Raw genomic sequence first — 19,533 nt, forward strand, 5'->3', positions numbered from 1 at the left:
CTCGCCATCTCCCCGAAACACGACCGGGTTAGTGTCGAGACCATGCCGTACCTGTTGCGCGTGCTGCTGCCCGACGTCCCCGGTTCGCTGGGTCGGGTCGCGACGGCCATCGGTATGGCGGGCGGTGACATCGAGGCCATCGAGATCGTCGAGAAGCGCGACGACGGCACCGCGGTCGACGACGTCCTGCTCGAGCTGGAGCAGGGGATGATGCCCGACTCGGTGGTCTCCGCGTGCAATGCGCTCGACGGCGTCGAGGTGCTCTTCGTCAGTCGCTACCCCGCGGGCGGCAACCTGATGATGGACCTCGAGGCCGTCGAGGAGCTGACCGCGTCCTCCGACAACGCCTTCGACAAGCTGATCGACCTGCTGCCCGCGACCTTCCGGGTCGACTGGGCGATGCGGGTGCACCGCGCGAAAGGCGTCGTCTACGGCACCAGCGCGGCGCCCGACGACTTCGAGTTCGTGGAGATCGAGGCTCCGACCCGACTCGAGGTCCCCGAGGACGAGATCACCCTCTTCGCGGCGGCCCGGCTCGACGGCAACGAGATCGTCGTGATCGGGCGGCGCGGCGGCCCGGAGTACGCCGACTCCGAGATCCTGCGCCTCGGGCACCTCTGCGGCCTCGCCGTCACCATCGCCACGTCCTGACACCGGCCCGCGCCCGCGCAGGACTATCGTCCCGCCCATGATTCTCGGGAATCGCGGCCGGGTGGTCCTGGCCGCTGCGGCGCTGCTCGCGACGACGGCCTGCTCGGGCGGAGGCACGCCGCAGCGTCCGGCGGCGAGCGAGGAGCCGACAGCCACGGCCTCCGCTCCGGCGGAGCCGGCCGCCGCGCCGACCTGGATCGGCACCGGTGGGCAGGAGATCCTGATCGGACAGCGGCGCTACGTCAGTCCCTGCCAGGTGCTGACGCCCCGCGACGCGTCGGTGGCGCTCGGCGGGCTCGCACCGCGCAGCTACGTCGTGGAGGAGATGCTGGACTCCTCGCGGCCCGCGCGGGAGCGCCCCTACTCCACCCGGTGCGCCTACCAGCTGAGGGAGCCCGTGCGGGGGCTGGACGAGATCGGCATCGCGGCGGAGCAGTCGGGCGAACAGCCGGAGGAGCCCGACGACGTCCTGGCCCGCCAGCTGCTCGACCGCGACCAGCTGGTGGCGATGGTGACCCGCCTGGAGCAGGTCGTCACCGCCGATCCCGCCCGCGCGCTGGTCGCCCGGATGCGCGCGAGCGTCGACCTGCTGCCGGTCGACCGCGGCATCCGACTGAGCGCGGAGCAGGTCGACTCGCTGGTGCTGCCGATCGGCTCGCCCGTCTACGGCGTGCTGCTGCCGCGGAGCGGGACGGCGTGGACGCTCGAGGTGCAGCGGGTGCTCGAATACGGCTTCGACGACCTCCCGGACGACCAGCTCCGCTCCCTGACCGACATCCTCGCGCCGGCCGTCGACCGGGTCACCGCCCGCCTCGAGGACCCGCAGCTGTCGCAGGAGCCGCTGCCGACGTACCTCACCGACGTCACGCGCCGCGGCTCGACCGCGGTCCTCGAGCCGTGCGCCGTCCTCACCGACGAGGTGTTCGAGCAGATCCTCCACGGCCGTGCGAACTCGACCGTCGAGCGCACCTCGACCCGGATCGACATCGCGGGATCGCCGCGCGAGGCCGGCGGGGGTACGACCCTGCCCGCCAACGGATGCAAGCGCACCCATGACACCGGTGGCACGTTCCAGGGCGCGGACACCTCGATCGACATCACGATCTCGTACGCCGCCGACCCGGCCGAGGCGCGGCGGATGCTGACCGCGAGCGGCTATCTCCCCGTCGAACGACCGTCGAGCAAGCGCCGCACTCGCGCCGACTGGGCGATCGAGCACTTCGCCGTCGGCACCCTGACGTACCTGTTCCGGGTCGGCCCCTATGTCGTCCAGGTCGACCTGCGCCGGCTCGACCGTGGGGGCGACATCGAGAGCATCCAGGGCACCCGGAGCGATCACCTGCGGGCCATCGACGTCCTCGCGGACGCGCTGCGCGCGGCGATCGACCGGTCCACCGGCCTGCTGCAGGACTGACCCGGGCAGTCCCGATCAGTCGTCGACCGGCTCCAACAGGAAGACGGGGATCTGACGGTCGGTCTTGGTCTGGTACGACGCGTAGGTCGGCCAGGTCGCGACCGCGTGGTCCCACCACTGCCGGCGCTCCTCGCCCTCGGCGACGCGCACCGAGTACGACCGCGGCTCCGGCCCGTCCTGGAGGTCGACGACCGGGTGCGCGACGAAGTTGGCGTACCAGCTGGGGTTCTCGGGGGCGCCGCCCTTGGACGCGATCGCGGCGTACACGCCGTCCTTCTCGACCCGCATGACGGGGTTCTTGCGGAGCTTGCCGGACTTCGCGCCGATCGACGTGATCACGACGATCGGGTCCTTGCCGCCCTGCAGCGTGTTGGCCTCGCGACCGCCGGAGGCCTCGTACGCCGCGACCTGGTCGCGGACCCACTTCTGGCTGCTGGGCTCGTACTCACCGTGAAGGGTCATGTCTCCACAAGACCACGCCACCGGCCGCTATTCCAGCGCCGCGTCGATCGCGCGGTCGAGGGTCGCCTTGGTCCGGGCTCCCGCGAGCTGGAGCAGCGGCTGCCCGTCGCGGAACAGGATCATCGCCGGCAGGCCGAGCACCCGGTGCTCGGCGGCCCGCAGCGGCTGCTCGTCCTGGTTGATCCGCACCACGCGCAGCGTCTCGCCGCGCTCCTCGTCGAGCCGCTCCAGCACCGGCGCGAGCTGGCGGCACGGGCCACACCACTGCGCCCACCACTCGACGAGCACGGGTACGCCGGAGGTCAGCACCTCGGTCGCGAAGTCGGCGTCGGTGATCTCCTGCACGGTCATGGTCTCTCCTGGTTCGTCGGGTAGCTCTCGGCCTCGTGCAGCAGGCCGGACAGCTCGCCGCGCAGCCGGCTCAGCTCCTCGATCCGCTGGTCGATCTCGGCGATCCGCAGCCGATAGGCGGCCAGCGACGACGGGCACACGTCGGCGCGCTCGTTGCCCGCGCGGAGACACTCGACGAACGGCACCGTCTCGTCGGCGGTCAGACCGAGGGAGAGCAAGGCGCGGATCTCGCGCACGACGAGCACGTCGGCGGCGTCGTACTCGCGATAGCCGTTGGTCGCCCTGGCGGGGGTGAGCAGGCCGCGCGACTCGTAGTAGCGCACCGCCTTCACGCTCACGCCGGCGCGGTCGGCGAGGTCCTTGATGAGCACGCACCGACCGTAGACCTTGCCCCGGGGGTCAAGGTCAAGCCGGGGAGCGGGGAGGCGTTAGCGTTCGGCCCATGAGTGCGATCGAGGGCGTGAGCGAGACGTTCGACGCGAGCCAGTGGGACGTCGTGCCCGGGTTCGAGGACCTGACCGACCTGACCTACCACCGCGCGAAGGCGCACGGCACGGTCCGGATCGCCTTCGACCGCCCGGACGTGCTCAACGCCTTCCGCCCCCACACGGTCGACGAGCTGCTGCGCACCCTGGAGCACGCCCGGACCTCGGGCGACGTCGGCTGCGTGCTGCTGACCGGCAACGGGCCGAGCCCGAAGAACGGCAAGTGGTCCTTCTGCAGCGGTGGCGACCAGCGGATCCGCGGCAAGGCCGGCTACCAGTACGAGGACGTGTCGGCCGGCGCCGCCGACACCGGTGCTGAGGAGCCCAGCCCCATCGACAAGGCCAAGCTCGCCCGCCTCCACATCCTCGAGTGCCAGCGACTGATCCGCTTCATGCCGAAGGTCGTCATCTGCGTCGTCCCCGGCTGGGCGGCGGGCGGCGGCCACAGCCTCTTCGTCGTCTGCGACCTCGCCCTCGCCTCCACCGAGCACGCCCGCTTCAAGCAGACCGACGCCGACGTGGGCTCCTTCGACGGCGGCTACGGCTCGGCGTACCTCGCCCGCCAGGTGGGCCAGAAGTTCGCCCGCGAGATCTTCTTCCTCGGCCAGGAGTACTCCGCCGAGGACGCCGTCCGGATGGGCGCCGCCAACCGCGCCGTCCCCCACGCCGAGCTCGAGGTCACCGCGCTGGAGTGGGGCCGGCTGATCAACGGCAAGAGCCCCACCGCCCAGCGGATGCTCAAGTACTCCTTCAACCTGCTCGACGACGGTCTCGTCGGCCAGCAGATGTTCGCCGGCGAGACCACCCGGCTCGCCTACATGACCGAGGAGGCGCAGGAGGGCCGGGACCAGTTCCTGGAGAAGCGGGAGCCGGACTGGTCGCCGTACCCTTGGTACTACTGATCCGGCGCGTTTGCGCAGGTCAGACGCCTGTTGGCGCCTCGTGCGTGGCAGATGCGTGGCAAGAATCGCGATCGACGTGGCACGGAACTGGCCTGAACTGGGTCGTGCGCCTGATTCGAGTGCGAGCATGTCTCCGTGGATCGGGACGACTTCCAACGAGAGTTCGAGCGTTGCGTCAGCGCGGCGTTGGCAATCGCGGACAGCTCGCCGGATGTGCGTGACGAGGAGCGCGAGCTGATCAAGCTCGTGGAACTCATCCGCCGCGAACCGGACCACGCTGATCAGGCTGAGATGGCTCTGGTTGCGATGGTGCCTCGGCTGTGTACGACGCCTCCGCCGGCCGGCCTCGTCGATCTGCTGGGGTACTGCGTCCACGCCCTCGGACTTCCGAAGGTCGTCAGCGCTGCCATCGCGGCGCGTGACGCTGCGCGCGCCGCCCTCGAAGTGGGAGCGTCCCGGCGACCGTGGGAACACGCTCGGCGATGCGAGGTCGTCTTCGCCGCGGCTGAGGCTGACTGGGATGAGCGCGATATGTACGCGTCGTTCGCGCAGCCAAGCGCCGAATGAGGCGCGTCCTCGATCGGAGTGGTGAAGGATGGCGGCGTGAGCTGGGACATCTCGATCATGGACCTGCCGGACGATGTCGCGTCGGTCGCGGACATCCCGGATGACTTCGAGCCTCAGCCTCTTGGCAGCCGAGCTGACCTGATCACGGCGGTATCACGGCGATTCGCGAGGCGGCGCCAAGTGCCGACTTCTCCGACCCGTCCTGGGGAGAGCTGGCGACCCCGGACTTCGTCATCGAGTTCAACGTGGGAAGCGACGAAGTCGTGGACTCGGTGATGCGGCACGTTCGAGGTGGAGGTCCCGTCGTGGACCTCATCGACGCGCTCCTGACCTCGAAGGATGATGTCGCTGCCGTTGCCGACGACGATGCGTAGGCTGAACGCATGACCCTGCAGGTCGGCGGGAGCCGTCCGGATAGAGGCAGCACGCTGCACATCTCGGCGAAGGTCTTCGCGGGAGAGGTCGCAGAGGGCTGGGCGCTGCTCGAAGAGAGCGCGGTCAGCGGGGTCTCCGGTTGGAGTGTCTACGGGCCGGGTGACTTCTCTGAAAGCAGGCTGCCGGTCCTCGAAGGCGATGACCATTTCCGGGAGGTCAGCTTCGAGGCTGCCGCCGGCGTGCTGCCGGGGGTGCTTGATCTGCTCGATTGGGGCAACGGTGAGTTCCCGCTACTGATGCAGGCGTGGGTCTACAAGGGCGCCCGCAAATGGATGCCATGGGAAGACTCCACCAAGTACGGCACTGATCGCTGACTGTCACAACAATACCGTTTTCGGTATAGTTGTGACATGGCCGCCGATCTGAGATACCGAGACATCGTGCGCGAGATCGCGTTCGGCAACTTCGGCTACATCACGACCAAGGAAGCGGCCGAGGCAGGGGTGCCGGCCGTGGAGCTGCCGAAGCTGGCGGCGCGCGGCGGCCTGGAGAACATCGCCTACGGGATCTATCGAGTGCCCGAGGCTCCGGCGAGCGCATTCGATCAGTTCGCTGAGGCGTTGCTCCGAGCGGGTGAGGGATCGTTCATCTATGGGGAGTCCGTCCTTGCGATCTTCGGCCTGGCGGACGTCAACCCGCGCCGCATCAAGGTCGGTGTCCAACGGCGGACCCGACCCAAACTTCCGACGTACATCGAGCTGGTGCCGGTGAAGGGCGAGGTCGAGACCACGTTCTACGAGGGGCTGCGATGCCAAAGGGTGGCGGACGCGATCCTTGCCTGCCGCGGCCGGATCGAACCCACTCGCCTGAGGGAGGCTGCCCGGGAGGCGCGCAAAGAAGGATTGGTGACTCGGGTTGAGTGGCCACGGATCCGGAAGGAGCTTCGGGCGTGAGCTACAGCGCAGCCCCGACCAACGTGCGCTCTCTCGAGCAGCGCATCCGGAACCTCGAAGGCAGCGAACAACTCGCTCTGCGGCGGCGGGTCGGGATGGCGCTGGTCGTCGTGGGCCAGATGCTGCCCGAGGGTGCGATCAAGGGCGGCAGCGCAATGGCATTGCGTTACGGGCGCGGGACTCGGTTCACCCAGGACCTCGACGCGGCGCGCGTCCAGCCGCTCGCACGGTTCCGCAACGACTTCGAGGATGCGCTGGCGACCGGCTGGGCGGGGTTCACCGGCCGGCTCATCGAGAGGTCGGCGCCGCGTCCGAGCGGAGTGCCGACGGCCTACGTCATGCAGCCGTTCGAGGTGAAGCTCGATTTCCGCGGCCGCTCGTGGTGCACCGTGAAGTTCGAGCTGGGCCACAACGAGATCGGCGATGCCGACGAGCCGGAGTACCAGCTCGCCGACGATCTGGCGCAGATGTTCAGTGAGGTCGGGCTGGGGGCGCCGAAGCTGGTGCGGGTCATGAGGGCCGACCACCAGATCGCCCAGAAGCTCCACGCTCTCTCGGCGCCGGGAAGCGACCGGGTGCGTGACCTCGTCGATCTCCAGCTGCTGGAGAACCGTGAGGATCTCAACTTGAGCCAGGTCCGGGCGACGTGCGAGCGGCTCTTCGACTACCGGCGACAGCAGGCTTGGCCGCCGCTCATCGAGTCCGGCGCTGGCTGGGCGACCTTCTACGCGGCGGCGATCGAGGACGTCGATGTCCTGGCCCACGTCGACGCGGCGGTGGTCTGGGTCAACGACTTCATCGGCAGGATCGCTACACGCCCGTAGCCGGTGCGTCTTCTCAGAGCCCTTGAGGATGCGACGACAGCCAGTCGGCATGGCGGTCCTTGAGCGCGTCGCGTTCGACGGGACTCGGGAGCAGCACGTCGGCTCCGTCGTCGTACGGGCAATAGAGCCACGCGAGATCGGACGCGCCGATGACGACGCGGCATTCGTCGTCCGCCACGGCGATCAGGAGCGCGTCGATCTCACCGTTCGACAGGCCCGACGCCGCCCAGAAGTAGTTTCGGCCGGCGTCAGGATCGTCGTCAGCCGGACTGCTGCGCCATGGCCACGCGCCCGGCAGTCGGCGCTTCGACCAGCCGGCGGCGAGATCGCGCCATCCCCAGTCGGCGACGATGAGGTGCAACGTGTGGAAGTCATCCGATCCGTGAAGCTCGCGGAGGACGGTGCGATGACGTCGCAGGATCTCGTCGTACTCGGCGTCGCTCTCGGCATATCTCTTCGACTCGGGAAGGCCGTGGAAGCGGACCCATCGGTCGGGGTACTCGGCTCGCAGCACGTAGCCAAGTGGGTCGGCGGCCGGCCACGTGCGTTCCCAGAGACCAGTCAGTTCTGCCGCTCGGGCGCTGACCTCGCCCCGCTTGAAGGCGCCATTGTGTCCTCGCGCTCGGCGCCAGGCGCTCTTGAAGGCCCACCTCAGCTGGGACCACCTGAACGCGAACCACCCGAGCAGCGAATCGAGGACGGCGGGCACGGGCACGCTGAAGAGGGTACGGCCAACAGGCCACCCGATGCGTGGCAAAGACGTGGCAGCAGGATCGTCTGCTGCCGTCGGCGACCAACGCCGGCAGTCACGTTTGCGCAGGTCAGCCGCACAATGTCGTGAACCACCGTCAGCACCCGCTGAGCGTGCCGCGCTTCCCCTGGTACTACTGATTTGTCGCTCTTGTGCAGGCCAGAGACCTGTTCTTGGAGCCGTGGAGAACCAATGGTGATCAATGGTTGGGGGTTCAGGGTGGCGAGGTGAAGGTCAGTGGGAAATCGGTAGGGATGGGCGTCGAGCGTGGGGAGAATCCGCGCATGGAGACGGTCACCCTCTGGCGCCAGAAGGGCCCCAAGGAGCTTGCGCTCGTTGAGGCCTCGGGCTGGCGCGAGTGGCCGCCGCGACTTCCGGACCAGCCGATCTTCTATCCGGTCCTTAACGAGGACTACGCCATCCGGATCGCCCGAGACTGGAACGTCAAGGCGAGCGGCGTCGGCTACGTGACGCGCAGACGCCGCTGCCCTTCGCTCAGCTGGCGAGGGGTTCGACGGGCTTCTGCCCCTCTCCGAGGCGGACGTCGACGAGATGGTCGACGACTTCGATCGTCTCCGGAAGCGGGGCGCTGAGCCCGATGAGTCCTGACACGGCGAAGCCGTACTTCCCCGACGCCGCGACGGTGCGTGCTGTTGCGCTCAAGGCCGAACTGCGGAATCCGAATCCCTCGGCACGGGATTGGTTGCTGGAGAAGATCGACCGACCGCCAGCGGATTGGGATGAGCGTTCTTTCCTCACGATCCCGGGCGTGGTGTGGACGGCAAGCAGCGATACCTGCGCTACTGGGAGACTCAGCGCGCCCGACAACGTCGCGCACGACAACTACTACCGGGAGTTCGTGTTTCGCCAGCTAGGCGACGCCGCCCAGCTCGGTGCCGTCATGAGCGCCGAATCGGAGGAGGTGTTCCCCTGCTATCGGTTTGATGGGCTGGACCGCTGGACGTCGCGCAGCGTGGATGCATGGCATGAAGACAGCCACGTCGCAGTCGGGTACGCCCGTGACGTGCTCGCCAAGACCACCGACGACCCGGAACTACAGGAATGCCTCGGTGCTTATGTCTCCTACCTCGCGAGCGATGAGTTCAGGCAGTACATCGGCGCGTTGTGCTCGCACCTCGATGAATCGGGTCGGTCGGGCGTCGCGACGATCCGCCGAGATCGCACGGGTCGACGCTGGTGGCGAGGTCAGTAGCGAACGGCGACCCGGGACGTTCGATCGGGTTGCGCTTGCCGCGGCGGGCAATCTCGGGTCTCGACCACTCCCTGACCGCCGTCGGCCATCACGACACGATGCTCGACTCGGCCCGCACTGTCGTACTCGTGTCGCTCGAACGGCATCGCCACGAGCTGGCGGAACCAAGCAGCTGCTGCACGCGCGAGTTCCCCGCGCCGTCCCGCGACTTCGAGCCGGAATCTGGTGGGCTCAGAGGGCAGGGTCATCAGCTGGTTGTGCAGGACGTCGCCGGTGATCCGATCGTGGGTGACGTGGACGCCGACCGTCAGCAAGACCGTGAGGTGCTCGGCATCGCAGATATCGAGCGAGGCGATGAGTGGGTCCCCCTCGGTCGCCGGGGCGAACCTCAGGTCCGTCGGCGGGACGTCCCACCCGTTCGTCAGATGCCGCAGCTCCTCGACGACGGTCAAATCGCTGCCCGGGATCAAGCTCAGCTCGCAGTCCGGGCACCCCTCGGCGTTGGCGTCTGCGATCTCGAACAGGCATCCCGGGCATTGCTTCATTCGGGCAGCCTGTCGTCAGTCCGGCGTAGACTCAACCCATGACCGCCGGAATGGACGAGATCACGCAGTTGGCGCTGACGCTCCCGGTGGACCAGCGCGCCCAGGTGGCCAACGCGCTGCTGGCCAGCCTCGACGACATGGCCGATTCGGCTGAGGTCCACGAGGCGTGGACGGCAGAGATCAAGTCTCGGGTCGACGACATCACGAGCGGTCGGGTGCAGACCCTTTCGCGTGACGAGGTCAGGGCTCAGCTCGCGGCGGATCGTGCCGCGAGGCAGCAGCGGTGACGCTCGACGTCCGGTAACACCCTGAGGCTCTTGCCGAGCTTCGCGCCGAGGTCACTTGGTACGAGGAACGTGGCGCCGGGCTCGGTGACCGCTTCGAGGCTGCTGCCGACGAGATTGTCGACACCGTCCTCGAATGGCCGGAGTCCGGCGCGATCTGGCCGGGCTGGGACAGCATCCCGGCGGTGAGGTCGCGGCGCGTGGCTGGCTTCCCGTTCCGGCTCGTATACCTCGCCCAGCCCGCCGAGCTCGTCGTGATCGCGTTCGCACACGACAAGCGGCTCCCTGGCTACTGGCGGGAGAGGGTCAGCGGGTGACCGCGGGCGTGGCAGAAACGTGGCAGCAGGATGATCTGCGACCGTCGCCGACCAATGCCGACAATCACGTTTCCGCAGGACAGCCGCATAGTGCCGTCAACCACCGTCAACACCCGCTGAGCGTGCCGCGCTTCCCCTGGTACTACTGATCCAGCGCGTTGCGCAGGTCAGGCGCGGCTTCATCTCCGCGACGCTTCTCGCGAGCCTGGACAAGACCCGGGTCGTCAGCATCGCACGCTGGGAGAAGGCCGAGGACGTGCAGGCCACGCAGAAGGACGTCGAGGCGGCCGAGTACGCCCGGCGCATCGCCGCCATCGCCCAGCCCGGACCCGGCATCTACACGGTGATCGGCGAGTTCTCCGCCTGACCTTCCGTGACGGGCAGACCGACTCCTCAGCCTGTCCGTCAGCCGCGGGACCGGGCGTGGGCGTGAAACGGGGGGAGGCTGTGTCACCCGCTTGGGGGGCAAATCGGCCGTTCTGAGAGACGTGGGTCGCGGCGGTGCTGTCGGCTGGGCCAGTCTGGGCACGAGGGTTTGTCCGGACCACCGGTGCTGAGGAGCGTGACCGGTCCGAAGCGGCGATCAGCCTCTTCGGGCTCCGGCGTCGTGTCCCGCGGTTCCGGTGGTCTCGTACTCCGAAGGACTTGCCGAATGGGCGGCAGGTCGCCCGAGGGAATCGAGGCGAGCAGATGCAGGCGATCCGTCCACTCCGAGCGCGCCGGCGCGCCATCGCCCTGTCGAGCGGCCTCGCCGTCGTCGCCAGTGGCCTGGCGTGGGTGACGACGCCGACGCTCGCAGCAGCCGAACCGGGCGACGGCATGCTCACCGTTGCCGTCGCGCGTGATGTGAGCGGTGACGGCGTCTACGACCCCATCATCGATCCGCCCCAGGCAGGCATCGAGGTCACGGTCACCGATTCCGCCGGGCACGTCGTCAACGGTGTGACCGACGCCGCCGGCGAGGTCGTCATCACCCCCGCCTCGCCCCTGGTCGGCGGCAGGTATCGGGTGGAGACCGCGGTTCCGGCTGCCCTGTCCCACCTCGAGCCCGCCCCGGCGTCCGCGTCGGGGGCACCCAACGCGTTGCGGAGCGACACGACCTTCGTCGATGTCAGCGGCGGAGCTGCCGAGACGGTGCGGTTCGGCGTCTGGAACCCTGCCGACTACGCGCCGCTCGACCCTGACTACGTGCTCGCGATCCAGCCCTCCAGGTCGTCGCCCGGCGCCTCGCGCTCGCTCGTCCGCACGAACTGGGCCCACCGCGGCGACGGCAATGGCAACGGCACGACACCCAACACCCAGGACATCACCACGTTGGCGACCAAGGCACAGACCGGCTCCGTCTTCGGGCTGGCCGCCGAGGGTGAGGAGCGCCTGTTCAGCGCCGCCTTCGCCAAGGCGTTCGTGCCGTACGGTCCGGGCGGCTCGGGCGCGGTCTACGTCACCGACCTGAACGCCGGATCCCCGAACGCCAGCGTGTTCGTCACGATCCCCGACGCGGGGTCGACCGCCCATGGCACCATCACGGACGGTCGGGACGACGCCTACTACGCCGCGGCCGGTACCGAAGGGCTCGGCGGCATGGCGATGTCCGAGGACCAGGCGACGCTGTACGTCGTCAACCTCAACGACCGCCGGCTCTACGCGGTCGACGCCACCGGGGCGACCGGGGCCATCACCGGGTCGACGGTCATCGCCGACCCCGGCTGCATCGGCGGCGAGTGGCGGCCGGGCGCGGTGAGTGTGAGGGATGGGGCGGTCTATGTCGGTGGCGTGTGCGACGCCTCGGCGTCGGGAGACCGGGCGGACCTGCGCGCGTACGTGCTCCGCCTCGTCGGCAGCTCCTTCGACACCGTGTTCGCACAGCCGCTCGACTTCGTCCGGGGCGCGGCTGCGAACGGCGGCACGGCGGTGTCGCGGCAGTGGAACACGTGGCGCGCCGCGTGGTCGCGTACCGGCGTCGACGGCCTGCCTGCGACCCCGACGGCGGGGGCCGGCTACAACATCGAGTACCCGACGCCGTTGTTGACCTCCGTGGAGTTCGCCACCGACGGCTCCTTGTTCCTGGGCTTCCGGGACCGGCACGGGGACCAGATCGGCGCGGGCGGCTTCGAACCCGGTGTCGCGACGGGAAGCGCGGTGCTGATCTCGGCCATCACGGGCGGAGACGTCAACAAGGCGTGTATCAACGCCGACGGCAGCTACTCGTGGGAGGGCGCCAACGGCTGCCCCGACAACACGACCAGCATCCCCGACGGGGGCCAGGCGGCAGCGGTGCAGGAGTTCTTCGCCGGCGACTGGATCTCCCTGAGTGGAAGCACCACGACCAGCAGCCACCAGGAGGTCGCCCAAGGAGGCCTCGCCCACGCCCCGCGCAACGGCGAGCTGGGCAGCATCGCCATGGACCCGACCGGCCTGGTCGGCACCGGCGGCATCGGCTTCTTCGACACCGCCACCGGTGAAGGTCCCGGTGGCGCGCCCGCCACTGGTGTGCCGGTGACACGCGGCTGGCTCGTGAACACGTACCCGGAGTCCTTCGGCAAGGGCAACGGCCTGGGGGACCTCGACCTGCTGGCCGCCTCGGCGCCGGTCCAGATCGGCAACCGGGTGTGGTTCGACGCGGACAAGGACGGCGTCCAGGACGCCGACGAGCTTCCCGTTCCGGGCGCCACAGTGACCCTGCTCGACTCCACCGGCGCGGTCGTGGCAACCACGACCACCAACGCGGCCGGCGAGTACTACTTCGGTGGCGACGGAGCCACCTACCAGGTGGTGCCGGGCGCGTCGTACACGGTGCGGTTCGACGTGAGCACGGCTGACACCTCGGGGCTGCCGGGCTCGCCGTCGACCAGTGCGCTGGGCTACACCACCACCGACAGTGGGGGCGACGACAGCCTCGACTCGGACCCGACGCCGCTCAGCGCCGGCATCGCCGAGGTCGCGATCACGGCCCCCCTGACCCCGGGGAGCGTCGACCACACGATCGACGCCGGTGTGGTCCTGCCGCCCTCGGTATCGGTGGGCGACTACGTGTGGGTCGACTCGGACAAGGACGGTCGTCAGGACGCTGGTGAGCCGGGGATCCCGGGCGTGGTGCTGGTGTTGACCGGGCCCGACGGTGAGCCGGTGACCGATGTGTTCGGCAACCCGGTGGGTCCGGTGACGACGGATGCGGAGGGTGGCTACACCTTCGACGATCTGCCGCCGCTGCCGCCGGGTCAGCACTACACGGTGACGATCGACCAGAGCGCACCATCGACCCAGACCGCGTTGCAGCCCTACCAACCGACGCAGGCCGGCCAGGGCGATCGCGAGGGTGACTCGTCGACCTGGTCCGCTGAGTCGTCGGACCTGACCCAGGACGGTGACCGGGACCCGACGCTGGACTTCGGCTTCGTGCTCGTGCCGGCGTCGCCCCAGCCGGGCAACCCCACGCTGACGACCGCCACGTCGGACGCCAAGGCACTGGTCGGCGCCGACCTTCACGACGCGGTGACCATCACCGGCTTCACGGCGGGCGGCACGTCCACGGGTTCGGCCACGCTCTACGGGCCGTTCTCGGCACCCTCGGCGGCCACCTGTACGACGGACACCCGGGTCGGCTCGGTTGCCTTCACGCCGGCAAATGGAACAGTCCGTACGCCGGCGGTCACGGTGACCAGACCCGGCTACTACACCTGGGTGGCGTCGATCACCGCGGACCAGTTCAACAACCCGGCCACCCACGCCTGCGGACTCGCGGCGGAGACCAGCCTGGTCCACCGTCCGGAGAACGAGGTGCGCTTCATCGACACCGGGTTCGACGGCGTCGACCCCGGGGCGGTCGGCCGCGCTGCGCTCCCGGGGTCGCCGAAGAGGGTCAAGGTGCCGGCCCTCGGGCTGAACGCCAAGGTGACCCAGGTCGGGCTGACCGACGTACGAGCCAATGTCCCCAAGAGCCGTAACCTGCTCGGATGGCTCCAGACGTCGGCTCGACTGGACGACGCGATCGGCACGACCGTCGTCGTCGGGCACGTGTCCGACAACCACGACCGTCCGGGAGCGTTCTACGACATCAAACGCCTCAAGGCCGGGAAGACCGTGAAGGTGAAGGGCAACGACGGCAAGACCTACCGGTACAAGGTGGTCGCCAAGAAGCGGTTCAGCAGGGCCAAGCCGCTGCCGGAGAGGCTGTTCTCGATGACCGGCGCTCCGCGGGTGCGTCTCGTGACGTGCACCAACAAGATCACCCGCCCCGACGGCCGCTTCCACTACCGCGACAACCTGGTGGTGACGCTGAAGCCGCTGAAGAAGTAGGGACCGGGCTGCGGCCGCCGAGCCAGGAGCGCTGATCCTGTGGTCCCTTCAGGAGCAGCGGGCCCCGGCATCGGCTGGCTCCGTGGCCCCAGGGTGGCCCCGACCGCGATCACGTGGTCGGGGCCACCGCACTCGGTTCGGCGCGGACCCGCGCGTCGCTCGTGCGCGTCTCGGTGCAAGGTTCCGTTGCCCGTCATCCCGCTCGAGTCATCGGGAAAGCCGATGCACTGCGCAGGAAAGCAGCGCTTTCCCTCAGCAACGGACGCGGCCAGGATCGACCCATCCGGAGCGAGAGGGTGGTTGGTCCATGTCCGAGGTCGTGCAACTCGAGAGCGCTGTCGCGCCCCATCTGTGTCCGGTGAACAGCTCGGCAGCGACGCGCGAGCGACCGGAGTTCGACTCCTACACCGGCCGCCTCGACACGGATGTACGCCAGGTCGTCATGGCCTACTTCGGCGCCCAGGAGCAGTCGGCCGAGGCCGGTGCCGCGCTCGATGACGTGCTCCGGATGCGCGCCCTCATGCGCCGGCCGGGTGGACCGGGGCACCTGGAGCTCTCCCGCTACGTCGACGAGGCCGGCTTCGGCACGGTGCTCGTCGTCGGCTACTGGCTCTCGCCCGAGGCGTTCGACACCTGGTACGCCGCGCACGGCGCGGGCTGGACCAGCGGCGAGGCCGCGATCGGTCACTTCGTCGAGGTCGTCCGGCCCACGGTGCGCCGCCTCGAGACGATCTACTCGTCGAACCGTGACCTGCAGGGGATCGGCACCCTGGCGGAGCGGCCGAGCGGACCGATCATCGAGCACGGCTACTGGGGCGGCATGCGCGAGCGCATGCCCGACGCGCGGGACAGCAGCCTCGCCTCGTCCGGTACGCCGGAGCCGGTGGCACGCGACGGCGCGACCGAGGTCGTGCCCCACGAGGGACTGTGCCTGATCCGCTCCGGTCAGGACTTCAGCAGCACGGAGGGTGCCGAGCGCGCCTTCTACCTGGAGCAGGTCGAGCCCCAGCTCCGCGCGGGGATGGACTTCCTGCGCGACGAGGGGCGCAGCATCGGGTGCTTCGCCAACCGGTACGTGTCGGTCCTGGGCGAGGAGGGGGAACGACGCGAGAAGTCGTACGCGATGAGCTGGTGGAACGACATGGCGGACCTCGAAGGGTGGGCCAGGTCGCACCGGACCCACGTGCGCATCTTCGGTGCCTTCACGGCCCACATGAAGAGGTTCGGCGACGACGCTCGCCTGCGCCTCTACCACGAGGTGGCGGTCGTCCCGCGCGAGCACCAGTTCTTCCGCTACTCCCGGTGCCACGAGGGCACGGGCATGTTGCGTGCGATCCAGGACTAGACGGAATCCTCGCGCCACCGGCCGACGGTCCGGCGGCACATGCGCACCATCTCCCGGGCGCGGGCGGTGAGCCGGACGCCGCGCATGGTCGCGACGACCATGCTCAGCGGCGGCACCTCGTCGCGGATCCGCAGGGCCACGACCTTGCCGCCGTCGTAGGTCAGGTCGTGGGCCGGCAGCTGGTTGAGGATGGCGAAGCCGTGACCGTGGGCCACCATCGAGCGGACCGTCTCGAAGCCGGTGGTCTGGTGCCGGATCCGCGGGGCGAAGCCGGTCGTCTCCATGATCGAGCTCATGTACCCGGCGGTGTGGGGCAGGTCCAGGATCACCATCGGATCGTCGGCGAGCTCCTGGAGGGAGACCTGTCGTCGGCGCGCCAGCCGGTGCTCCGCCCCGACGAGGACGTACGGCGGGACCTCGTACACGACGACGTGGTCCAGGTCCTCGTCCAGGTCGTAGCCGTACATGAGGGCGACCTCGCACCGCGCCTGGCGCAGCATGTTCTTGAGGGTGGCGTGCTCGGCCTCGATGACCGAGACGTCCACCCGCGGATGCTGCGCGTTGTACGCCGCCAGCAGCCGCGGGAGCTCGAACGGCCCCAGCGTGCTGAAGCAGCCGATGGTGAGCTCGCCGGTGAGATCGTCGCCCGCGGTGCGCGCGGCCTCGGCGAGGTCGGAGGCATGGGCGAGGAACCCGCGCAGCTCCTGGTAGAACGACTGGCCCGCGGCGGTCAGGGTCAGCCCGCGGGCGTGGTGGCGGATCAGCAGCTGGATCCCGAGGTCCTTCTCCAACTGGGCGACCGCCGTCGAGACCGCCGACTGCGAGACCATGAGCGCCTTGGAGGCGCCGGTCATGCTCAGGTGCTCCGCGGCGGCGGCGAAGTAGCGCAGCTGGGTCAGGGTGAAGGCGGGATCCGCCACGGGGGTCCTCCCGGGGTTGTGTGCGCCGACGGACGGCCGGGGCCCCATCGTACACACTGCATCTGGCTGGCTGATGATGTTCATCGGAAAGATAGGTTTGACTGATGCATCACGCCGGGATCAGGCTGCTGTCACTCGCAAAGCCTGGCGGCCGGTTCGTCGCCCGAACATGGAGATCCCGATGACCGATTCACGATCCACCTCTGCGCCAGGCCCCGGCTCGGCCGGCCCCCTGCTCGAGGCGCGGAGCGTCGACTACGTGCCGCCGCACGAGCGGTACGGCTCGGCGAAGAGCCTCTTCACCCTGTGGTTCGGCGGCACGGCGATGGGGGTCACGCTGCTGACCGGATCCCTGGCCGCGCTGACGGACCTCAGCCTGTTCTGGAGCGTCGTCGCGATCATCGTCGGCACGCTCATCGGCGTCGTCTTCGTGGCCTACCACTCGGCCCAGGGGCCGGTTCTCGGTCTCCCGCAGATGATCCAGTCGCGCGCCCAGTTCGGGTTCTTCGGAGCCAACCTGCCGCTCGTCGTCGTCATCGCGATGTACCTCGGGTTCTTCGGGGGCGGCGCGATCCTCGCCGGCCAGGCGGCCGGCGAGCTCTTCGGGATGAGCGCCAAGGCGGGCATCTTCGTCAGCGGCCTCATCTCGATCGTCCTGGTGGTCTTCGGCTACGACGTCCTCCACCGGGTGGCCAAGGTCCTCACGCCGGTGTTCATCGTCGCGTTCGCCGTCCTCACCGTCGCGCTGGTCGCGAACTGGCCGGGAGCGGGCGACCGGGTCGTGGCGGAGAACGGGTTCTCGGCGACCGGGTTCTTCTTCGTCCTCGGGATCGTCGCCGCGTACTTCATCACCTACGGGCCGTACGTCGCCGACTACTCGCGCTACCTCCCGGAGTCCACGAGCCACGCGGAGACCTTCTGGTACACCTACGCCGGCATGGCGCTGGCCGGGATCTGGTTCATGTCGCTCGGGGCGGCGATCCAGATCGGCTACAGCCGGCTCCCGATCGTCGAGGCGCTCGCGGCGGCGGGAGACAGCGCGGGCGGCGTACTGCGGTTCGTCGTCCTCCTGGCCCTGCTGGTCGGACTCATCAACATCGGCGCGCTCAACATCTACGGCGCGGCGATGTCGGGCATGACCATCGCGACCTCGTTCCTGAGCCAGGTGCGGCCGACCAAGGGGCTGCGGATGACGTTCATGCTGGCCACCGGCGCCGTGGGCACGGTCGGGGCGTCGCTGTTGTCCGGGGACCTCATCGTCTCCTACGAGAACTTCATCTTCTTCCTGATCGCCTTCCTCGTCCCGTGGTCGGCGATCAACCTCGCCGACTTCTACGTCGTCGCTCGCGGTGAGTACGACGTCAAGGCGCTCTTCGACCCGCAGGGTCGCTACGGCCTCTTCAACGGGCCCGGTGTGCTCGCCTACGTCATCGGCTGCGCCGCGCTCGCCCCCTTCGTCTCGACCGTCTACTGGAGCGGGCCGATCGCGAAGGAGCTGGGCTTCGACATCTCGTGGCTGGTCGGACTCGTCGTCCCCGCCGCGCTCTATATCGTCATCTGCCGCGTCTGGCGGTCGCGTCCTACGGTGGACGAGCTGATCGCCCCGCGGGTCGACGCATTCGACCAGGCCTGATGGTCACCGACTCGAGAGGAACAGAACCCATGGCACACATCGACCCGATCGTGCGGGTGGCCGCGGTGCAGGCCGCGCCCGTCTGGATGGACAAGGACAAGTCGGTCGACAAGGCGATCCAGCTCATCGACGATGCGGCCGCGCGCGGCGCCCAGCTGGTCGCGTTCGGCGAGAGCTGGCTGCCCGGCTTCCCCTTCTGGATCTGGCTGGGTGCGCCGGCCTGGGGGAGCGACTACTTCGTCGAGCTCCACCAGAACGCCGTCGAGATCGACGGGCCCGAGCTCCGGGCCCTTCGTGCCGCTGCCCGGCGCGCGGGCGTCGAGGTGGTGATGGGAGCCACGGAACGTGACGGCGGCAGCCTCTACTGCACGCTGTTCTTCATCGGCGCCGACGGCTCGCTGCGCGGGCGCCATCGCAAGCTCAAGCCCACGCACGTCGAGCGCAGCGTGTGGGGCGAGGGCGACGGCAGCGACCTCTTCGTCCTCGACACCCCCCTCGGCAGGATCGGCGGCCTCAACTGCTGGGAGCACCTGCAGCCGCTGTCGAAGTACGCGATGTACGCCGCCGGGGAGCAGATCCACATCGCGGCCTGGCCGGCCCTGTCCATCTATCGGGAGCAGGCCTACGCCCTCGGCGTCGAGGCGAACATGGCGGCCTCGAAGGTGTACGCGCTCGAGGGTCAGTCCTTCGTGCTGGCCTGCACGAGCATCGTCGACGAGGTCGTCATGTCCCGGCTGTGCGACACCCCCGAGAAGCAGTGCCTGCTGGAGCTCGGCGGCGGTACGACGACCATCTTCGCGCCCTCGGGGGCGGAGCTCGCGGGCCCGCTGCCCTATACGGCTGAGGACATCTTGGTGGCGGACCTGGATCTCGCGGAGATCCGTCGCGCGAAGCAGGCCGCGGATCCGGCCGGGCACTACGCGCGGGCCGACGCGACGCGGCTCGTCGTGAACCGTGAGCCCCGCCGGCCGGTCGACCACGGTGCCGCGGCCGTGGCGGGAGGGGCGATGGCCGCCGCCCCAGGCGCGATGCCCGCCGTCGACGAGGAGGACGAGTCGTCCGTCTGAGCGCGGGACGAGCGGCCGCGACGCGGCGGTAGTGCGGGGCGTGGCGATGCCACGCCCCGCCTGCCGTGGTGGCCGGCCCGGGCTCGGGTCGACGCCGCGCGCGAGCCTGCCGCATTGCATCGAAATCAGAGATTCAAAAGGCCAACAACATCTGTTGGACATGTGCAAGGGACGCAGT

19 protein-coding genes and 1 pseudogene are annotated in these 19,533 nt (G+C 69.3%); 14 read left to right on the top strand and 6 right to left on the bottom strand.

What is annotated here, in order from left to right:
• Positions 1-42: 42 nt before the first annotated feature.
• Both QJ852_02180 and QJ852_02185 read left to right on the top strand, forming a co-directional pair.
• The gene (locus QJ852_02180) at positions 43-651 is read left to right on the top strand and encodes an ACT domain-containing protein (GenBank protein ID WGX97252.1); all 609 of its coding nucleotides are present in this window, start codon (positions 43-45) and stop codon (positions 649-651) included.
• Between the two features lie 37 nt (positions 652-688).
• On the top strand, positions 689-2,065 hold the full coding sequence (locus QJ852_02185; GenBank protein WGX97253.1) for a hypothetical protein: 1,377 nt from the start codon (positions 689-691) through the stop codon (positions 2,063-2,065).
• 15 nt (positions 2,066-2,080) lie between these two features.
• Here QJ852_02185 and QJ852_02190 read toward each other — a convergent pair whose 3' ends face one another.
• From QJ852_02190 to QJ852_02200, 3 genes are read right to left on the bottom strand one after another with little or no spacing between them, the layout of a single operon-like run.
• Entirely contained in the window at positions 2,081-2,527 is a 447-nt protein-coding gene (locus QJ852_02190; protein ID WGX97254.1) for a nitroreductase family deazaflavin-dependent oxidoreductase, read from the bottom strand.
• A gap of 27 nt (positions 2,528-2,554) precedes the next feature.
• Complete coding sequence (locus QJ852_02195; GenBank protein ID WGX97255.1) at positions 2,555-2,878, bottom strand: thioredoxin domain-containing protein; 324 nt, start codon at positions 2,876-2,878, stop codon at positions 2,555-2,557.
• Complete coding sequence (locus tag QJ852_02200; protein ID WGX97256.1) at positions 2,875-3,249, bottom strand: MerR family transcriptional regulator; 375 nt, start codon at positions 3,247-3,249, stop codon at positions 2,875-2,877. The genes QJ852_02195 and QJ852_02200 overlap by 4 nt, the downstream gene beginning before the upstream one ends.
• A 71-nt stretch (positions 3,250-3,320) precedes the next feature.
• Between QJ852_02200 and QJ852_02205 the strand changes: the two genes are divergently transcribed.
• From QJ852_02205 to QJ852_02225, 5 genes are all read left to right on the top strand, one after another.
• Positions 3,321-4,265, top strand: a complete 945-nt coding sequence (locus QJ852_02205) for a 1,4-dihydroxy-2-naphthoyl-CoA synthase (protein ID WGX97257.1) — start codon at positions 3,321-3,323, stop codon at positions 4,263-4,265.
• Positions 4,266-4,400: 135 nt separating this feature from the next.
• Complete coding sequence (locus QJ852_02210; protein ID WGX97258.1) at positions 4,401-4,832, top strand: hypothetical protein; 432 nt, start codon at positions 4,401-4,403, stop codon at positions 4,830-4,832.
• Between the two features lie 383 nt (positions 4,833-5,215).
• Positions 5,216-5,581, top strand: a complete 366-nt coding sequence (locus tag QJ852_02215) for a hypothetical protein (GenBank protein WGX97259.1) — start codon at positions 5,216-5,218, stop codon at positions 5,579-5,581.
• Positions 5,582-5,617: 36 nt separating this feature from the next.
• Complete coding sequence (locus QJ852_02220) at positions 5,618-6,160, top strand: hypothetical protein (GenBank protein WGX97260.1); 543 nt, start codon at positions 5,618-5,620, stop codon at positions 6,158-6,160.
• The gene (locus QJ852_02225) at positions 6,127-6,984 is read left to right on the top strand and encodes a nucleotidyl transferase AbiEii/AbiGii toxin family protein (protein ID WGX97261.1); all 858 of its coding nucleotides are present in this window, start codon (positions 6,127-6,129) and stop codon (positions 6,982-6,984) included. Before QJ852_02220 ends, QJ852_02225 begins: the two co-directional genes overlap by 34 nt.
• A 13-nt stretch (positions 6,985-6,997) precedes the next feature.
• On the opposite strand, the gene QJ852_02230 is transcribed toward QJ852_02225, so the two are convergent.
• A complete protein-coding gene (locus tag QJ852_02230) occupies positions 6,998-7,699 on the bottom strand; it encodes a hypothetical protein (protein WGX97262.1) in 702 nt (233 codons plus the stop codon).
• Between the two features lie 634 nt (positions 7,700-8,333).
• Between QJ852_02230 and QJ852_02235 the strand changes: the two genes are divergently transcribed.
• Positions 8,334-8,948 carry a hypothetical protein gene (locus QJ852_02235; GenBank protein ID WGX97263.1) on the top strand — a complete coding sequence of 205 codons (615 nt, stop codon included), beginning with the start codon at positions 8,334-8,336 and terminating at the stop codon, positions 8,946-8,948.
• Here the strand turns inward: QJ852_02235 and QJ852_02240 are convergent.
• Positions 8,942-9,493 carry a hypothetical protein gene (locus QJ852_02240; protein ID WGX97264.1) on the bottom strand — a complete coding sequence of 184 codons (552 nt, stop codon included), beginning with the start codon at positions 9,491-9,493 and terminating at the stop codon, positions 8,942-8,944. The genes QJ852_02235 and QJ852_02240 overlap by 7 nt on opposite strands.
• 38 nt (positions 9,494-9,531) lie before the next feature.
• Here QJ852_02240 and QJ852_02245 point away from each other — a divergent pair, with 38 nt between their 5' ends.
• The 4 genes and pseudogenes from QJ852_02245 (at position 9,532) to QJ852_02260 (ending at position 15,735) form a co-directional block, all read left to right on the top strand.
• On the top strand, positions 9,532-9,780 hold the full coding sequence (locus QJ852_02245; protein ID WGX97265.1) for an addiction module protein: 249 nt from the start codon (positions 9,532-9,534) through the stop codon (positions 9,778-9,780).
• A 32-nt stretch (positions 9,781-9,812) separates the two neighbouring features.
• A pseudogene (locus tag QJ852_02250) lies at positions 9,813-10,094 on the top strand (type II toxin-antitoxin system RelE/ParE family toxin).
• A gap of 690 nt (positions 10,095-10,784) precedes the next feature.
• Positions 10,785-14,390: an SdrD B-like domain-containing protein gene (locus tag QJ852_02255; GenBank protein ID WGX97266.1), complete on the top strand. Its 3,606-nt coding sequence runs from the start codon at positions 10,785-10,787 to the stop codon at positions 14,388-14,390.
• A 307-nt stretch (positions 14,391-14,697) separates the two neighbouring features.
• Complete coding sequence (locus tag QJ852_02260; GenBank protein WGX97267.1) at positions 14,698-15,735, top strand: phenylacetaldoxime dehydratase family protein; 1,038 nt, start codon at positions 14,698-14,700, stop codon at positions 15,733-15,735.
• On the opposite strand, the gene QJ852_02265 is transcribed toward QJ852_02260, so the two are convergent.
• The gene (locus QJ852_02265) at positions 15,732-16,655 is read right to left on the bottom strand and encodes a LysR substrate-binding domain-containing protein (GenBank protein WGX97268.1); all 924 of its coding nucleotides are present in this window, start codon (positions 16,653-16,655) and stop codon (positions 15,732-15,734) included. The two genes, QJ852_02260 and QJ852_02265, sit on opposite strands and share 4 nt — an antisense overlap.
• A gap of 181 nt (positions 16,656-16,836) precedes the next feature.
• On the opposite strand from QJ852_02265, the gene QJ852_02270 reads away from it, so the two are divergent.
• Complete coding sequence (locus QJ852_02270) at positions 16,837-18,288, top strand: cytosine permease (protein WGX97269.1); 1,452 nt, start codon at positions 16,837-16,839, stop codon at positions 18,286-18,288.
• A gap of 29 nt (positions 18,289-18,317) precedes the next feature.
• Positions 18,318-19,355 (top strand): carbon-nitrogen hydrolase family protein, encoded by a 1,038-nt coding sequence (locus QJ852_02275; protein ID WGX97270.1) that lies wholly within the window; start codon positions 18,318-18,320, stop codon positions 19,353-19,355.
• Positions 19,356-19,533: the final 178 nt, after the last annotated feature.

Origin of the sequence: Nocardioides sp. L-11A (genome assembly GCA_029961745.1) — a bacterium.
GTDB lineage: Bacteria > Actinomycetota > Actinomycetes > Propionibacteriales > Nocardioidaceae > Nocardioides.